Raw genomic sequence first — 14,390 nt, 5'->3', positions numbered from 1 at the left:
AGATCAGCTCTCGGGTGCGATCGATGGCGATTGACGGAGGTTGCCGCTCGTCCCGTGGCTCTATTCCCTTCGCGGCGAAGAACTTATTTCGCCCGCGATTTCAATCTCCTCCGCTTGATCAGTCGGCCTCCGCCAAAAATTCCACTTTCGTTTTTCCAGAATCCATGGTCTTCTCCCTCCATCCCGCTTCGCTTGCGAGGGACGTTTCGCGATCGTCACGAGGCGTGAGGCGGGAATGCGGTGGCCGCGAGGGCTCGCAGCATGTCCTAGGGGCATGCGGACGAACGAGACTCTTGCGGACGTGAAGCTGCGTGGTCCTGGCGCCCCGATGCTGGCGCCAAGTCGGAAGGGCGATGATCCCGACGACGACGGTGGCTAACAGGCCGGACACCGGGGAGAGCGTAGAGTAAGCGTGAAAACCATCGCGCAGGGAAGGCCGGGTCGATTCGGCTGTACCTGTGGTTCCTGCCCCGTGCATTTTTTCCGCACGGGGGCCACGGGCCTCAGCCGAGGCCCGGCCTTCCCTGCGCCCTCGCTTCCGATGAGGGCGGACATCAATGCATCACTCGGACGCATCAGCGCCGCGAGAACATAGCTGCATGTTTCCTGATCGCCATGCTCGTGCCCCGTGGGTAGCCAGCACGCTCCGGCGCCTTGGCCACTCCTCACAAACAAAAGGCCGGGCGGGGCCCGGCCTTGATGATCTGACGATGCGGCCGCCCTCAGTAGGGGATCGGAATCCGGGTCGGATAGCCACCGAGATCGGACGGCGCCATCAGCGGCTGACGGTCGATCGGGCGGTTCAGGTTCTCGCGGGCGAACGACGGATAGCCGACGGCCGGCGGGAACGCGTAATCCGAGAACTTGCGGTCGCCCGGCAGCACCTCGGTGCCGCCGTCGAGGAACGAGCGGCGGGTGATGTAGATGCGGGTGCGCGGGCCGGACTGGTAGGAATAGTTCGGATTGCCGCTGCTATAGGTGGTCGTCACGCGGCGCTTGGTGGTGGCGGCATCCGCCGAGGTGGCGGCAAGAGACGTGACGGCAAGGCCCGTCGCGGCGATCACCGCCAAGGCCATGACCCGGGTCGCAGCAGGAAATTCGATCATCACGTCCTCTTCCTCGCGCCAAAAGGGGCGGGCGCTCGCCATGCGCATGATTTGGCCCGCACAATATCTGGGTCGGCTGTGGCATCACAAGGTCATTCCCGCGGCCGCATCGAAGATAAATTCCCGCTGTGGCGGGAAAGTTGCATCAAAATCCGTCACTTGGCTGCCGATGTGGACGCCCGAATTGGGCGCGGTCACGCCCAGCAACATCCGGACGCAGGCAGACATTCACAAGGCGCCGCGCAGCCTCGGATTGGCGGTCGACGTCACCCAATCGGCGCTGCCGCTGGCGATGGCGGGTTCGTCGCAGCCGCCGTGCCGCTGATCGGACCCCATGAACAGCTGGCTCAGGGCCCGGTGCTGGTCGGGCGCCAGCAGGGTCAGCCGGTTGAGCATGCACCCGACCATGGCGCGGCGCATCGGCATCGTCACGCCCTGGCACGACCAGCCGGAGATCCGCAAGCTCGGCTCGGCGATGGTCTTGAGAAAGCCGAGGCAGGCTCCGGCGCCCTCGGGAGCCCCAGCCCGGCGAACCAGACTGACGGGGCCGAACCGGCTGTCGATCACGCCGGCGGTCTCGAGCTCGGAGGCGGAGTTGCGCCCCATCCGGACCGCGAGATCGGCCCGGGGATCATGCCTTGCATCGCGCTCCGATCCGAACCGGTAGACCTCGAGCTCGGCAGCGGGGCGATCGGCGGGTTCGCCCCAGCGCAACACGTCCTTGCGGCCGCCTTCCGGGTGGATGAGCACGGTGTAGGTGGCGGTCCTGTCGGGCTGGTCGGTGAGACGAAGCGAGAACGCCGGCACTGCGGCGTCGGCCAAGGTCCAGCCGGCACGGCCGGGCAAAGCGTCGCCGTCGTCGAGATGATTCCAGCCGGCCACCCCGAGCATGGCGATCAGCGCCAGAGCCCCCACATAGGCGAACAGGCGCGCAAATGTGCCGCAGACCTCGTCCGCGAAGCCCTGGAGCCCCTGCAGGACGGACGCGGATCGGGGCGCTGCGGCTGTTCTGGCCGAATCGGACTGCATCGGATGCGAGACATCGTGGTAACGTTGTGTCAGGGACGTTTCTCGCATAGAAGCGCTGCCGCTTCGGTTTCCGCTGACACGCGCGGCCGGCCAAATTTCTTCGGAGAGTGAACGATGGGTTACAAAGTCGCAGTGGTCGGCGCGACCGGCAATGTCGGACGGGAAATGCTCAATATTCTCGACGAGCGGCAATTCCCGGCGGACGAGGTCGTCGCGCTGGCCTCACGCCGCAGCGTCGGCGTCGAGGTGTCCTATGGCGACCGCACGTTGAAGGTCAAAGCGCTCGAGCACTACGATTTTGCCGATGTCGACATCTGCCTGATGTCGGCCGGCGGTTCGGTGTCGAAGGAGTGGTCGCCCAAGATCGGCGCCGCCGGCGCTGTCGTGATCGACAACTCGTCGGCTTGGCGCATGGATCCCGACGTGCCGCTGATCGTGCCGGAGGTGAATGCCGACGCCGCCGCCGGCTTCAACAAGAAGAACATCATCGCCAATCCGAACTGCTCGACCGCCCAGCTCGTCGTCGCGCTGAAGCCGCTGCACGACAAGGCCAAGATCAAGCGCGTCGTGGTGTCGACCTATCAGTCGGTGTCCGGCGCCGGCAAGGATGCGATGGACGAATTGTTCTCGCAGACCAAGGCCGTCTACACCAACGACGAGCTGGTCAATAAGAAGTTTCCCAAGCGCATCGCCTTCAACGTCATTCCGCAGATCGACGTCTTCATGGAAGACGGCTTCACCAAGGAAGAGTGGAAGATGATGATGGAGACCAAGAAGATCCTGGATCCGAAGATCAAGCTGACTGCGACCTGCGTGCGCGTGCCGGTGTTCGTCGGTCACTCCGAAGCCGTCAATGTCGAGTTCGAGAATCCGATCACGGCGGACGAGGCCCGCAACATCCTGCGCAATGCGCCGGGCTGCCTCGTCATCGACAAGCACGAGCCGGGCGGCTACGTGACGCCCTACGAGGCGGCCGGTGAGGACGCGACCTATATCAGCCGCATCCGCGAGGACGGCACGGTCGAGAACGGCCTCGCCTTCTGGTGCGTGTCCGACAATCTGCGCAAGGGCGCGGCGCTGAACGCGATCCAGATCGCGGAGGTCCTGATCAACCGCAAGCTGATCACGGCCAAGAAGAAGGCGGCCTGAGCGGAGACGTCGTCAGGGTGAGGCGCGGAACGCAATGAGCGAGAAGACGACGCCGGACGCCGCCAGGCACGCGCCGGGTCCGCTCGAGCGCGGGCTCGAAGGCTTCCTGTTCAAGAGCCGCTGGCTGATGGCGCCGTTCTATGTCGGCCTCGTCGTCAGCCTGGTCGTCCTGCTGTTCAAGTTCGTGCTGCTGCTGTGGGAGAACATCGTCCATCTGCCGACCGCCAAGGAGAGCGACATCATCCTCGGCGTGCTCAGCCTGATCGACGTCTGCCTGACCGGCAACCTGGTGCTGATCGTGGTGTTCTCCGGCTATGAGAACTTCGTCTCGCGCATCGATCCCGGCGGCCATCCCGACTGGCCGGAATGGATGACCAAGGTCGATTTCGCCGGACTGAAGCAGAAGCTGCTCGCCTCGATCGTCGCGATCTCGGCGATCCAGCTCTTGAAGGCGTTCATGAATCTCGACGCCGGCTACGACTCGACCAAGCTCGCCTGGCTGGTCGGCGTGCACATGACCTTCGTGGTGTCGACCCTGATGTTGGCGCTGTCGGACCGCTGGTCGGGTGACCATTGATGGGCGGCGAATAGCGAGGCGCGAATGGCGAATAGGGCAGGTGAACTACTCGCTACTCCCCATTCGCTATTCGCCAGCGCGCGCGCTCTTGAATTCCTTGCTGGCCTTGTCGAGCACGAACAGCGAGCCCTCGGAGACGCCGAAATAGGCGCCGTGGAGCTGCAAATCACCGGCCTCGACGCGGCTGCGCACGAATGGGAAGGTCATCAGGTTCTCGAGGCTGCGGAACACCGCGGCCTTCTCGATCCGGGTGACGAAGTCCTGGAAACTCTCATGCGTGCGCTGTTCGACGACCTCGCCGGGCTTGATGAACATCGACATCCAGCGGCCGATGAAGTCGCCCGGGGACAGCGGCGCCGCCTTGTCGACGAAGGCGCGGATGCCGCCGCACTGGGCGTGGCCCAGGATGACGATGTGCTTCACCTTCAGCACGGTGACGGCATATTCCAGCGCCGCCGACACGCCGTGCGCGTTGGCGTCCGGCTGATAGATCGGCACCAGGTTTGCGATGTTGCGCAGCACGAACAATTCGCCGGGGCCGACGTCGAAGATCACCTCGGGCGAGACGCGCGAGTCGCAGCAGCCGATCACCATCACTTCGGGCGACTGGCCGCGCTCCGAGAGTTCGAGGTAACGGCTCTGTTCGGTCGGCAGGCGTTGGGTGGCGAAGGCGCGATAGCCTTCGAGCAGGCGTTGCGGAAACGAGATCATGGGCCTTGCCTAAACACATGCGGCTTCCGGGAACAAGCCTTTCGGGCCGGCCCCCGAAATGGTATCGCGGGCCGCGTCGATAAACCAAGGGAAACGCCGAAATGATCCGCCCGCGCCGCAGTCTCCTGTTCATGCCCGGCTCCAATGCGCGCGCGCTGGAGAAGGGGCGGAACCTGCCGGCCGACGGGCTGATCCTCGATCTCGAGGATTCGGTGGCGCCGGACGCCAAGGCCGCCGCCCGCGACCAGATCGCCAAGGCGGTGGCGGCCGACGGCTACGGCAAGCGGGAACTGCTGATCCGGATCAACAGCCTGGATACGACGTGGTGGCGCGACGACGTCGCCATGGCCGGACAGGCGGCGACCGACGGCATCCTCGTCCCCAAGGTGTCGACCGTCGAGGACCTTCGCCTGGTCACGGATCGCTTGGCCGAGGTCGGCGCCGATCCCGCGCTGAAGGTATGGGCGATGATCGAGACGGCGCGTGCCGTGCTCGATGCCGATCTGCTCGCGGCCACCGTGCACGAGGAAGGCTCGCGGCTCGCCGGCTTCGTGTTCGGACCCAACGACATCTCGCGTGAGACTCGCATCCGGATGCTGCCGGGCCGCTCCACGATGCTGCCGATGATCAGCCACTGCATCCTGGCGACGCGCGCCCATGGGCTGGAGATTCTGGACGGGCCTTACAGCGATTTCGCCAACACCGACGGATTCGCTCAGGAATGCATCCAGGCCCGCGATCTCGGCTTCGATGGCAAGACGCTGATCCATCCCGGCCAGATCGACGCCTGCAACGCGATCTTCACGCCGCCCGCCGACGAGGTCGCTGCGGCACGCAAGATCATTGCTGCGTTCGAGCTGCCGGAGAATGCCTCGCGCGGCGCGATCCAGATCGACGGCCGCATGGTCGAGCGGCTGCATGCCGAGATGGCGCGACGCACGATCGCGATCGCCGATGCGATCGCGGCGGTGGCGAAGTGAGGCGTCAGGTGCGGCGGAGACTGAGGATGTAGTTGACGAGGTCGCCGCGCTGCTCGGCCGTCAGAATGACGTTCGGCATCGTCGGGTGGCTGCTCTGCAGGAACACCTTGAGCGATAGCTCGGTCGTCGACGGCATGTTGGCGACCGCGACGAAATCGGGGGCGGCCGTGGTTTGGGCTCTCGCCCCGCTGGTGTCGATGGCGTGGCAGGTGCTGCACCAGGCCTCCGCCAGTTTGCGTCCCGCCTGCACGCTGTCGGCGGCCGGCGTCACGCCGCCGGCATTGTGCAGCCGGATCAGCAGCATCGCGCCGAGCGCGAGCAGGATCGCGGCGCCGACATGGAGCCAGGTGTTGCGGTGCAGATTCGGCAGGCTCATCGCATTGCTCCGCGGGGTGGGAGGGAGGCGGCGATCAGTGCTTGACCGCGGCGCTGCCCAGGCGGTCGATGGTCGGGGCGTTGAGGCAGTATTCCTCGTAGTGCTCGGCACTCGTCCCGGCGGCAAGATCGCGATGGCAGCGCGGCTTGTCCTTGCACATGGCGCAGACGCGCTCCATGTCGCGCAGCACCAGCGGCTCGGCGCGCCCCAGCGCGGCCTCGTCGATGCCGAGCGCCTTCAGCATCTGCGGCAACTCGTCGGCGGCGTGCTCGCCATGGCGGACCAGCTCGTCGAGATCCGCCGGCGTGACCTGGAGGTCCATCGCGATACGCTCGAAATCGTCACGGTCGAGCTGCCGGATCTCGCTCAGCTCACGCCGGTGCCGGAGCCATTGCGCGAACGTATCGATCAGGAACTGAACCCGCGGATAAGGCTTGGCGTCTACGGTCATGACACGTCTCCGATGATTGTTCGCAATCAATCACCGGGTGGACGCGCGGACGTTGCGGTAGATCAAGCAGCAAATCGGTCCTGCGCCGGCCGCAAAGCTGCGTGGCGAAAGGTCAGCGCGGGGCAAATCGTGCGGCCGCCCAGGCATAGAGGCTGCCCGGGATCGGCGCTTCGCCGCCGCGGCCCTTCGGCGAGATGTGCAGGCCGATGACACCGGGATCGCCGATCAGGCCGGAGAAGTCGGAAGGGTCGAAGAACGCCTTCGGCTCGGCATGCACCGCGTAGAAGCTGCGCTTCGGCAGCGCATGGTGCAGCGAGCCATGGCGGCGGGCCAGCGCCGTCAGCGCGGCAGGGCCGAAGATGGCGACGCGGATGTCCGAGAGGCGGTCGGAGCCGCCGCGCAGGCGGCGCAGCGCAAAGGTGAGGCGGTGACGCAGCGAAAGCCAGTTCGGCGTCAGCGCGTCCTGCGCCATCAGCGCGGCGAACTCGGCGACGATCGGATCCTCCGGCGGCAAATAGAGCACGGAGTTGCCGAGCTGCCGCGGCCGCTCCCAGGCGAAATAGGGCACGGCGGGGTCGATCTCGACCGGCCTGAGCAGCAGCACGTCGGCATCGAGCCAGAGGCCGGCGCGCTGTGCCATCAGCCGCATCCGGAAGAAGTCGCTGAACTGCAAGGTGGTCCAGTCGCGCCAGCCGCCGTCGGGCTGCGGCGGTCTCAGACGCTCGGAGAACGCATAAGGCAGGACGGCCTCGGCCTCGGCATTGCCGACGCCGTCGGGCAGGCCGGGCAGCGGATCGAAGCTGTAGACCGTCACCTTGTGGCCGGCGGCGAGTTGCGAGCGCAGGCAGGTCTGGCGCAGCCGGTCGAACGGCCCCCGCCAGAAGGTGACGACCTCGGGCAATACGCGCGTCAACGGCGGACCTGCTGGGCTGCTCTCGAAACAGGACCCCGGACGAGGTCCGGGGCCCGCGAACTCACCATCCTTCGGCGGGCCTCAGGCCCAGGCGCGCTCGGCCAGCTTGGCCTCGTAGCTGTCGATCGACGCCTTCTTCTCCAGCGTCAGGCCGATGTCGTCGAGCCCGTTGAGCAGGCAATGCTTGCGGAACGGGTCGATGTCGAACTTGACGGTGCCGCCGTCGGGGCCGCGGATCTCCTGCTTGGCGAGATCGACCGTCAGGGTCGCGTTGGCGCCGCGCTCGGCGTCGTCGAACAGCTTGTCGAGATCGGCCTGCGACACGCGGATCGGCAGAATGCCGTTCTTGAAGCAGTTGTTGTAGAAGATGTCGCCGAACGAGGTCGAGATCACGCAGCGGATGCCGAAATCGAGCAGCGCCCAGGGCGCATGCTCGCGGCTCGAGCCGCAGCCGAAATTGTCGCCGGCGACCAGGATCTTGGCGTTGCGGTACGCCGGCTGGTTGAGCACGAAATCCGGGTTCTCGCTGCCGTCGTCCTTGTAGCGCTGCTCCGAGAACAGGCCCTTGCCGAGGCCGGTGCGCTTGATGGTCTTCAGGTACTGCTTGGGGATGATCATGTCGGTGTCGACATTGATGATCTTCAGCGGCGCGGCGACGCCTTCCAGCGTGGTGAACTTGTCCATCGGGGCACCTTCGAGAATACGGGCAGGCCGCTGTTTAGCCCGAACGGCAGGGCGGATAAAGTCAAAATCCCGGTGCTCTCGGCCGGGTCGTCAGTCGACGGACGCCTCGATCGCCTCCATGTCGTCGTCGGACATTCCGAAATGATGGCCAATCTCGTGGATCAGGACATGGCGGACGATGTGGCCGAGGCTCTCGTCGTGCTCGGCCCAGTAGTCGAGGATCGGTCGGCGATAGAGCCAGATCATGTTGGGCAGGCGCGGCAGGTCGTCGTTGCTGCGAAACGGCAGTCCCGTGCCCTGGAACAGGCCGAGCAGGTCGAACTCGCTTTCGGACTGCATCTCGTCGAGCACCTCCTCGGTCGGAAAGTCGTCGACCCGGATGATGACGCCCTCGCACATCTTGCGAAAATGCTCGGGCAGACGCTCGAAAATCTCGTGCGCCATGACTTCCATGTCGGTGAGCGAGGGGGCTTTCAGATCTGTCCACATTGCCGCCTTCTAGCCCGGCTTTGATCATCTTGCATCTTGGTTCTATGACATGTGTGGCGGAGCTGGTTGACGCAGGGGATGAAACCGGCGACCGTGACGCGCGAACTGGGGGTTGGGGAACAGATGAGGCAGATGTCGATGGTGCTGGCCGGAGCGGCGCTGGCTGCGGCGGTCGTGGTCTCGATCTCGGTGGCAGCGCAAGCGGAGCAAGCCGCCGGCGCGCGCGGCGCCGTGCAGAGTGAGGTGAGCACGGATCTCTCCGCACAGCGCCGGCAACGACGAATCCAGATCTATCCGCGCTACGAGGGTCATTGGCAGCCCGACGTGGTGCCGCGCTTCAACCCGGGTCCGAACGCAGTTCGTGTATGCGATGCCACCTATGTTCCGGAGCATCGGCCGAGCGGCACCGTGATCGTCCCGCATATGAGTTGCGTCTGGCGACGCGGCTGACTCCTGGGTCCCGCGCACTGATCGGCTCGGCAAGCGCGCACGTGATTCGGTCGCGATCGCGACGTTGCCTGATGTTACCGTCCGGACACAGTGCCGATATGTCGCGCACTGCGGCGGAACCATGCGCGACATATCGGCATTCTGCTCCTGCGCAGGTCTTCATGTCCCATTCACGTCGCTCGTTCGAGACTGGTCTGCGTCGCGCTGCTGCGGCCGCCATTCAGGCAACTGACAAGGCGGAAGTTACGGTGCCGGACGTGATGTCAGGCGATCGAGGGAGAAGTTCATGACTGTGATGAAGCTGTTGGGCATCGCGGCGGTTGGCGCCGTTCTCGCGATGGCTGCCCCCGCCGAACGCGCGCAGGCGCTGTCGCTGATCAATCCGGGCGCTGCGACCGCGGTGCAGCAGGGCACGGCGCAGGAGACCACGCAGGCGCATTGGCACGGCCGCCGCCATTGGCATCCCCGGCGCCACTACTATCCTCGGCATTACTACCATCCGCGTCATCACTGGCGGCCGCATCACTACGGATATCGCCATCACGGCCGCTGGTAAGCCGCGCTTTCCGGCCGACCGAGACAATGACCGAAATCAAACAGGCCCGCTTTGCGGGCCTGTACGTTGATGGGGGGCTGGCAACGAGGTTCGCCATGAAACCATCAGTCAACAGAACCTGGCTCGGGATCAGCGTTGTCACGGTGGCGATGCTGCTCGCAAGTTCCGCCGCCACCGCTCCTGTGGCCGCAGCTCCAGCCGTTACGCAGGCGCGTCAGACCGTAACGGATGCTGGCCCGCGTCGGCAGGGCCGCCGATCGAAGCTCGTGGTGTCGACGGCAGAGGTGCCGCACTATCTCGACCGTCCCACGGACTACACGCCGGCCTATCCGCCGGGCCCCTTGGTTCTGTTCACGCCGTTCTACCATTGAGGCCATGTCCGCGAGGCGCGCTGCGTTTCCTGCGTGTCGTTAGTTGCGAAGTCCCCGCACGAGCAGCACGTGAGCCGTTGCGTCGGCATCCGTGATCCTGAGTTGCAGGACGACTTAGAGGCTCACTTGCATCTCCTCTGCCGCGACGCCACGCCGCAGATGCGTGTGCACCGTGCATCACTGACGAGCATCATTCATGCCGCATTCACGTCGCTATCTCTACGTTCATGTTGGGGGTGCGCCAATCCACCGATCGGACGACCAGCATCGGCGCTGCATGGGTCCATCGTTGCACAGCATTCAGGGAGAAGGGACCATGATGAGGATGAAGGACCAGCGCGCTGGTCTTGCTCGTCGCCTCAGTCTTGCGGCGGCCACACTGTTTGTCTTGGCGGGCGCGTCCGGACGGCCTGCGCTTGCGATGTCGCCGGTGAGTCCCGGTGCCGGCTCCGCCACGCAGACGCCTTCGGACGTATTGACCGTTCAGGTCCGAGGCCCCGGCGGCCATGGCGGCGGTGGTGGCGGGCATCCCGGCAGTGGTGGATTTCACGGCGGAGGCGGTGGCCCGGCGTTCCATGGCGGCGGCAGCCCCGCGTTTCATGGGGGAGGACATGCCTTCGGCGGCGGTGGCCCGCGTCCTGTCTTCCACGGTGGCGGCCCCGCATTTCATGGCGGATTCGGCCCGCGGCCGGTGTTCCATGGCGGCGGCTATCATCATCGTCCGTACTATGCCTACCGGCCGTACTTCCACCATCACCGCCGGCACTTCTACGGCTATCGCAGTTATTACGCGCCGGTCTATACCTCGGGCTACTACTATCCCTATCGCCGCTGCCGCGTCGTCTGGACCCATTACGGGCCGCGCCGCATCTGCCACTATCGGCATTGGCGGGGTCATCACTGGCGCCATTATCACCGGTGGCATCATCGCCACCGCCACCATTGGCGCTACTACTGACGGGACCTGAAGTTCGACAAAGCAGGAAGGGCGCCCAACGGCGTCCTTCTCTCATTTCAAGGGGATGGAGTGGGGCGCGGCGGTCAGAGCCAATCCTTGAACTGCCAATTCCTCACACTCAGCTTCCAAGGCACCAGCGTCTCCAGGCGCCATTTGGCAAAGCGGCCGGGCGGCCAGTTCGACAACCGCCGCTCCTCCTTCGGAGCCTCGGGCTGGGCAATGATCTTGGCGGGCGGTGTCTTGCGGCGTTGGCGCGTCGCATCACGGATGAGGTCGACGTATTCCGGCTTGTCGGCCATGTCAGGCTCCTCGGCACGTTCCTCTGCAGACGCAGCGCGTCCGGCGGTAGGATTGTGCGCGACGAGACTTAAGAAGCCCTTGCCGAACTGTGTCGATGTTGAGGTGAAATGAAAAACGCGATGGCTTGGTGAAGCCATCGCGTTCGTTTGTAGACCTGCCGCCGTGCCGGATCTGAAGCAGCGAGATGACGTCAGCGCCAGTCGCGTACGTCGACGAAGTGTCCTGCGATTGCGGCCGCCGCGGCCATCGCTGGCGACACCAGGTGGGTGCGGCCCTTGAAGCCCTGGCGTCCCTCGAAGTTGCGGTTCGAGGTCGAGGCGCAGCGCTCTTCTGGCGCCAGCTTGTCCGGGTTCATGGCGAGGCACATCGAGCAGCCTGGCTCGCGCCATTCGAAGCCGGCCTTGATGAAGATCTTGTCGAGGCCCTCGGCTTCCGCCTGCTCCTTGACGATGCCCGAGCCCGGAACGACCATCGCGTTGACGTGGCCGCTGACGGTCTTGCCTTCGGCGATCTTGGCTGCGGCGCGCAGATCCTCGATGCGACCGTTGGTGCACGAGCCGATGAAGACGCGGTCGAGCTTGATGTCGGTGATCTTCGTGCCCGCGGTCAGGCCCATGTACTTCAACGCGCGATGCTTGGAGATGCGCTTGGCCTCGTCTGCGATCTGGTCCGGATCGGGCACCACGCCGGTCACCGAGATCACGTCCTCGGGCGAGGTGCCCCAGGTCACGATCGGCGGCAGCTTGGCGGCGTCGAGCCGGAGCTCGTGGTCGAAATGCGCGCCCTCGTCGGAGCGCAGCGTGTCCCAGTAGCGCATCGCCGCATCCCAGGCGGCGCCCTTCGGCGCCTTGGGACGGCCGCGCAGGAAGTCGAACGCCTTCTGGTCGGGCGCCACAAGGCCAGCACGGGCGCCGCCCTCGATTGACATGTTGCACACGGTCATGCGGCCTTCCATCGACAGCGCGCGGATCGCCTCGCCGGCATATTCCAGCACGTAGCCGGTGCCGCCGGCGGTGCCGATCTCGCCGATGATGGCGAGAATGATGTCCTTCCCCGTCACGCCGTCCGGCAGCACGCCGTCGACCGTGACGCGCATGTTCTTCGCTTTCTTCTGGATCAGCGTCTGTGTCGCCAGCACGTGCTCGACCTCGGAGGTGCCGATGCCGTGCGCCAGCGCGCCGAACGCGCCATGCGTCGAGGTGTGGCTGTCACCGCAGACGATTGTGGTGCCGGGCAGCGTAAAACCCTGCTCGGGGCCGATGACGTGGACGATCCCCTGGCGGCGATCGAACTCGTTGTAATATTCGATGCCGAATTCCTTGGCGTTCTCGGCCAGCGTCTTGATCTGCTCGATGCTCTCCGGATCCGGATTCGGCTTGGAGCGGTCGGTGGTCGGCACGTTGTGATCGACCACGGCCAGCGTCTTCTCAGGCGCGTGCACCTTGCGGCCGGTCATGCGCAGGCCTTCGAAGGCCTGCGGCGAGGTCACTTCATGGACCAGATGGCGGTCGATGTAGAGCAGGCAGGTGCCGTCCTCGGCTTCGTGGACCAGATGGTCGTTCCAGATCTTGTCGTACAGGGTGGTCGGCTTCGACATGAGCGAATGCTCCCGGGAATTGAAGGTTGGAAACTGAGCGCGTGCCGGGCACGCGTGAACAATCAGCAATGAGGCGCTGCGGCTTACAGCGCGCGCCTAAGCTCAGATGTTGCCGAGGTGGCGAAGCGTCCGAAGAACCGCCCGGGCAGCCGGCGGCGATCGTCGATGACGACGCGGCGACAGGCCATGCTGGTGCGATCTAGAACCATTTCAGGGGGTATATAGCACGCGTGCCGTGGAGTGCGAGATGCGTTTGCGCCCGCCGTCATTGCGAGGAGCGAAGCGACGAAGCAATCCAGGGGCCGGGGCAAGGACTCTGGATTGCTTCGCTTCGCTCGCAATGACGGCAGCGCAAAAACAAAAAAGCGCGGGGCCAGCCCGCGCTCTTCGTCAATCCAATGAAAGCAACGACTACTCGTTGACGGCGGTCTGCTGCCGGTCCTGCTTCTCGACGATGCGGGCCGACTTGCCGCGCAGCTGGCGCAGGTAATACAGCTTGGCGCGACGCACCTTGCCGCGGCGCACGACCTTGATCGAATCGATCATCGGGGAGAGGATCGGGAACACGCGCTCCACGCCCTCGCCATAGGAGATCTTGCGCACGGTGAAGCTCTCGTTGATGCCGCCGCCGGACCGGCCGATGCAGACGCCCTCATAGGCCTGCACGCGCGTGCGCTCGCCTTCGACCACCTTCACGTTGACGATCACGGTGTCGCCCGGGCCGAACTCCGGAATGGTCTTGTTGGCGGACAGCTTGTCGAACTGCTCTTTTTCGAGCTGCTGAATCAGGTTCACGGGTAAATCTCCATCGGCGGCGCGCCCAGCCGGGTCACGCGGGGGCTGCGCTTGTTCCTGCCGTCACTTGCGGAATTGGGCGCTCCTATAAGCCAAAGCGCGAGGCTTGTCACCCGTCTGTCGTGCTTTTTGGCTCTTTTTGGCCGGTCCCTCTTTGTTCTCGGCCGTCGCGCCCCTGCCATTCGGCCCACAAATCCGGCCTTCGCGCTTCAGTCAGCGCCTCGGCCTGGGCGCGGCGCCAAGCGGCGACCTTGGCGTGGTCACCCGAGGTGAGCACATCCGGAATGGTCCGGCCTTCGAATAGTTGGGGCCGGGTGTATTGCGGGTATTCAAGTAGGCCATCGGAAAAACTCTCGTCGGTGCCCGATTCGAGCTTGCCCATCACGCCCGGAAGCAGCCGGACGCAGGCGTCGATCAGCACCAGGGCGGCGATCTCGCCGCCCGACAGCACGTAGTCGCCGATCGAGACCTCGGTCAGCGAGCGGGCATCGATGACGCGCTGGTCGACGCCTTCGAAGCGACCGCAGACGATCAGCGGGCCCGGACCGGCCGCGAGCTCGCGGACGAAGGCCTGGGTCAACGGCCGGCCACGCGGGCTCATCAGCAGCTTCGGCCGCTCGGGATCGATCGCCGCCGCGTCGATCGCGGCTGCCAGCACGTCCGCGCGCAGCACCATGCCGGGGCCACCGCCGGCCGGCGTGTCATCGACGCTACGGTGCTTGTCGGTGGCGGAGGCCCTGATGTCGCGCGCCTCCAACGACCAGATGCCGGAGGCCAGCGCGCGGCCGGCCAGGCTGACGCCGAGCGGCCCGGGAAACATCTCCGGGAACAGCGTCAGCACGGTGGCGCGCCAAGGTGCGACTGGGGATGGGGGCGAAGTCGTCATGATGCTCTGTGT

19 protein-coding genes are annotated in these 14,390 nt (G+C 65.4%); 7 read left to right on the top strand and 12 right to left on the bottom strand.

What is annotated here, in order from left to right; translation table 11 throughout:
• Positions 1–722: 722 nt before the first annotated feature.
• On the bottom strand, positions 723–1,106 hold the full coding sequence (locus ACQR0U_RS00280) for a hypothetical protein (RefSeq protein ID WP_315715883.1): 384 nt from the start codon (positions 1,104–1,106) through the stop codon (positions 723–725).
• A 228-nt stretch (positions 1,107–1,334) separates the two neighbouring features.
• The gene (locus ACQR0U_RS00275) at positions 1,335–2,135 is read right to left on the bottom strand and encodes a hypothetical protein (RefSeq protein ID WP_434862524.1); all 801 of its coding nucleotides are present in this window, start codon (positions 2,133–2,135) and stop codon (positions 1,335–1,337) included.
• A 114-nt stretch (positions 2,136–2,249) separates the two neighbouring features.
• Between ACQR0U_RS00275 and ACQR0U_RS00270 the strand changes: the two genes are divergently transcribed.
• Both ACQR0U_RS00270 and ACQR0U_RS00265 read left to right on the top strand, forming a co-directional pair.
• Positions 2,250–3,284 (top strand): aspartate-semialdehyde dehydrogenase, encoded by a 1,035-nt coding sequence (locus tag ACQR0U_RS00270; protein WP_315715885.1) that lies wholly within the window; start codon positions 2,250–2,252, stop codon positions 3,282–3,284.
• A 34-nt stretch (positions 3,285–3,318) separates the two neighbouring features.
• Positions 3,319–3,861 (top strand): TIGR00645 family protein, encoded by a 543-nt coding sequence (locus ACQR0U_RS00265; protein ID WP_315715886.1) that lies wholly within the window; start codon positions 3,319–3,321, stop codon positions 3,859–3,861.
• 66 nt (positions 3,862–3,927) lie between these two features.
• On the opposite strand, the gene ACQR0U_RS00260 is transcribed toward ACQR0U_RS00265, so the two are convergent.
• Complete coding sequence (locus ACQR0U_RS00260) at positions 3,928–4,572, bottom strand: carbonic anhydrase (protein ID WP_315715887.1); 645 nt, start codon at positions 4,570–4,572, stop codon at positions 3,928–3,930.
• A gap of 101 nt (positions 4,573–4,673) precedes the next feature.
• On the opposite strand from ACQR0U_RS00260, the gene ACQR0U_RS00255 reads away from it, so the two are divergent.
• Positions 4,674–5,552, top strand: a complete 879-nt coding sequence (locus ACQR0U_RS00255) for an HpcH/HpaI aldolase/citrate lyase family protein (RefSeq protein WP_315715888.1) — start codon at positions 4,674–4,676, stop codon at positions 5,550–5,552.
• Positions 5,553–5,556: 4 nt separating this feature from the next.
• Here the strand turns inward: ACQR0U_RS00255 and ACQR0U_RS00250 are convergent, their stop codons facing one another.
• The 5 genes from ACQR0U_RS00250 to ACQR0U_RS00230 form a co-directional block, all read right to left on the bottom strand.
• Positions 5,557–5,928, bottom strand: coding sequence for a c-type cytochrome (locus ACQR0U_RS00250; protein ID WP_316204017.1), 372 nt, complete (start codon positions 5,926–5,928; stop codon positions 5,557–5,559).
• A 34-nt stretch (positions 5,929–5,962) separates the two neighbouring features.
• Positions 5,963–6,379, bottom strand: a complete 417-nt coding sequence (locus tag ACQR0U_RS00245) for a DUF6455 family protein (protein ID WP_315715890.1) — start codon at positions 6,377–6,379, stop codon at positions 5,963–5,965.
• A 112-nt stretch (positions 6,380–6,491) separates the two neighbouring features.
• A complete protein-coding gene (locus tag ACQR0U_RS00240; RefSeq protein ID WP_434842422.1) occupies positions 6,492–7,292 on the bottom strand; it encodes a hypothetical protein in 801 nt (266 codons plus the stop codon).
• A gap of 81 nt (positions 7,293–7,373) precedes the next feature.
• The gene (leuD, locus tag ACQR0U_RS00235) at positions 7,374–7,976 is read right to left on the bottom strand and encodes a 3-isopropylmalate dehydratase small subunit (protein ID WP_315800737.1); all 603 of its coding nucleotides are present in this window, start codon (positions 7,974–7,976) and stop codon (positions 7,374–7,376) included.
• A gap of 90 nt (positions 7,977–8,066) precedes the next feature.
• Positions 8,067–8,465 carry a metallopeptidase family protein gene (locus tag ACQR0U_RS00230; protein ID WP_434842421.1) on the bottom strand — a complete coding sequence of 133 codons (399 nt, stop codon included), beginning with the start codon at positions 8,463–8,465 and terminating at the stop codon, positions 8,067–8,069.
• Positions 8,466–8,606: 141 nt separating this feature from the next.
• Between ACQR0U_RS00230 and ACQR0U_RS00225 the strand changes: the two genes are divergently transcribed.
• From ACQR0U_RS00225 to ACQR0U_RS00210, 4 genes are all read left to right on the top strand, one after another.
• On the top strand, positions 8,607–8,915 hold the full coding sequence (locus ACQR0U_RS00225; protein WP_316170085.1) for a hypothetical protein: 309 nt from the start codon (positions 8,607–8,609) through the stop codon (positions 8,913–8,915).
• A 286-nt stretch (positions 8,916–9,201) separates the two neighbouring features.
• Entirely contained in the window at positions 9,202–9,471 is a 270-nt protein-coding gene (locus ACQR0U_RS00220; protein ID WP_315715894.1) for a hypothetical protein, read from the top strand.
• A 95-nt stretch (positions 9,472–9,566) separates the two neighbouring features.
• Positions 9,567–9,842: a hypothetical protein gene (locus ACQR0U_RS00215; RefSeq protein ID WP_315715895.1), complete on the top strand. Its 276-nt coding sequence runs from the start codon at positions 9,567–9,569 to the stop codon at positions 9,840–9,842.
• Between the two features lie 316 nt (positions 9,843–10,158).
• On the top strand, positions 10,159–10,800 hold the full coding sequence (locus ACQR0U_RS00210) for a hypothetical protein (protein WP_316169951.1): 642 nt from the start codon (positions 10,159–10,161) through the stop codon (positions 10,798–10,800).
• Between the two features lie 83 nt (positions 10,801–10,883).
• On the opposite strand, the gene ACQR0U_RS00205 is transcribed toward ACQR0U_RS00210, so the two are convergent.
• From ACQR0U_RS00205 to trmD, 4 genes are all read right to left on the bottom strand, one after another.
• Positions 10,884–11,099, bottom strand: coding sequence for a hypothetical protein (locus ACQR0U_RS00205; protein ID WP_315715897.1), 216 nt, complete (start codon positions 11,097–11,099; stop codon positions 10,884–10,886).
• Between the two features lie 191 nt (positions 11,100–11,290).
• Positions 11,291–12,697, bottom strand: coding sequence for a 3-isopropylmalate dehydratase large subunit (gene leuC / locus ACQR0U_RS00200; protein ID WP_315715898.1), 1,407 nt, complete (start codon positions 12,695–12,697; stop codon positions 11,291–11,293).
• Between the two features lie 411 nt (positions 12,698–13,108).
• Positions 13,109–13,492 carry a 50S ribosomal protein L19 gene (gene rplS / locus ACQR0U_RS00195; protein WP_015663536.1) on the bottom strand — a complete coding sequence of 128 codons (384 nt, stop codon included), beginning with the start codon at positions 13,490–13,492 and terminating at the stop codon, positions 13,109–13,111.
• 109 nt (positions 13,493–13,601) lie between these two features.
• The gene (gene trmD / locus ACQR0U_RS00190) at positions 13,602–14,378 is read right to left on the bottom strand and encodes a tRNA (guanosine(37)-N1)-methyltransferase TrmD (RefSeq protein WP_315750614.1); all 777 of its coding nucleotides are present in this window, start codon (positions 14,376–14,378) and stop codon (positions 13,602–13,604) included.
• Positions 14,379–14,390 lie beyond the last annotated feature (12 nt).

Source organism: Bradyrhizobium sp. HKCCYLRH3097 (assembly GCF_051167875.1).
Classification (GTDB): Bacteria; Pseudomonadota; Alphaproteobacteria; order Rhizobiales; family Xanthobacteraceae; genus Bradyrhizobium.
This window is presented reverse-complemented; position numbering and strand designations above follow the sequence as displayed.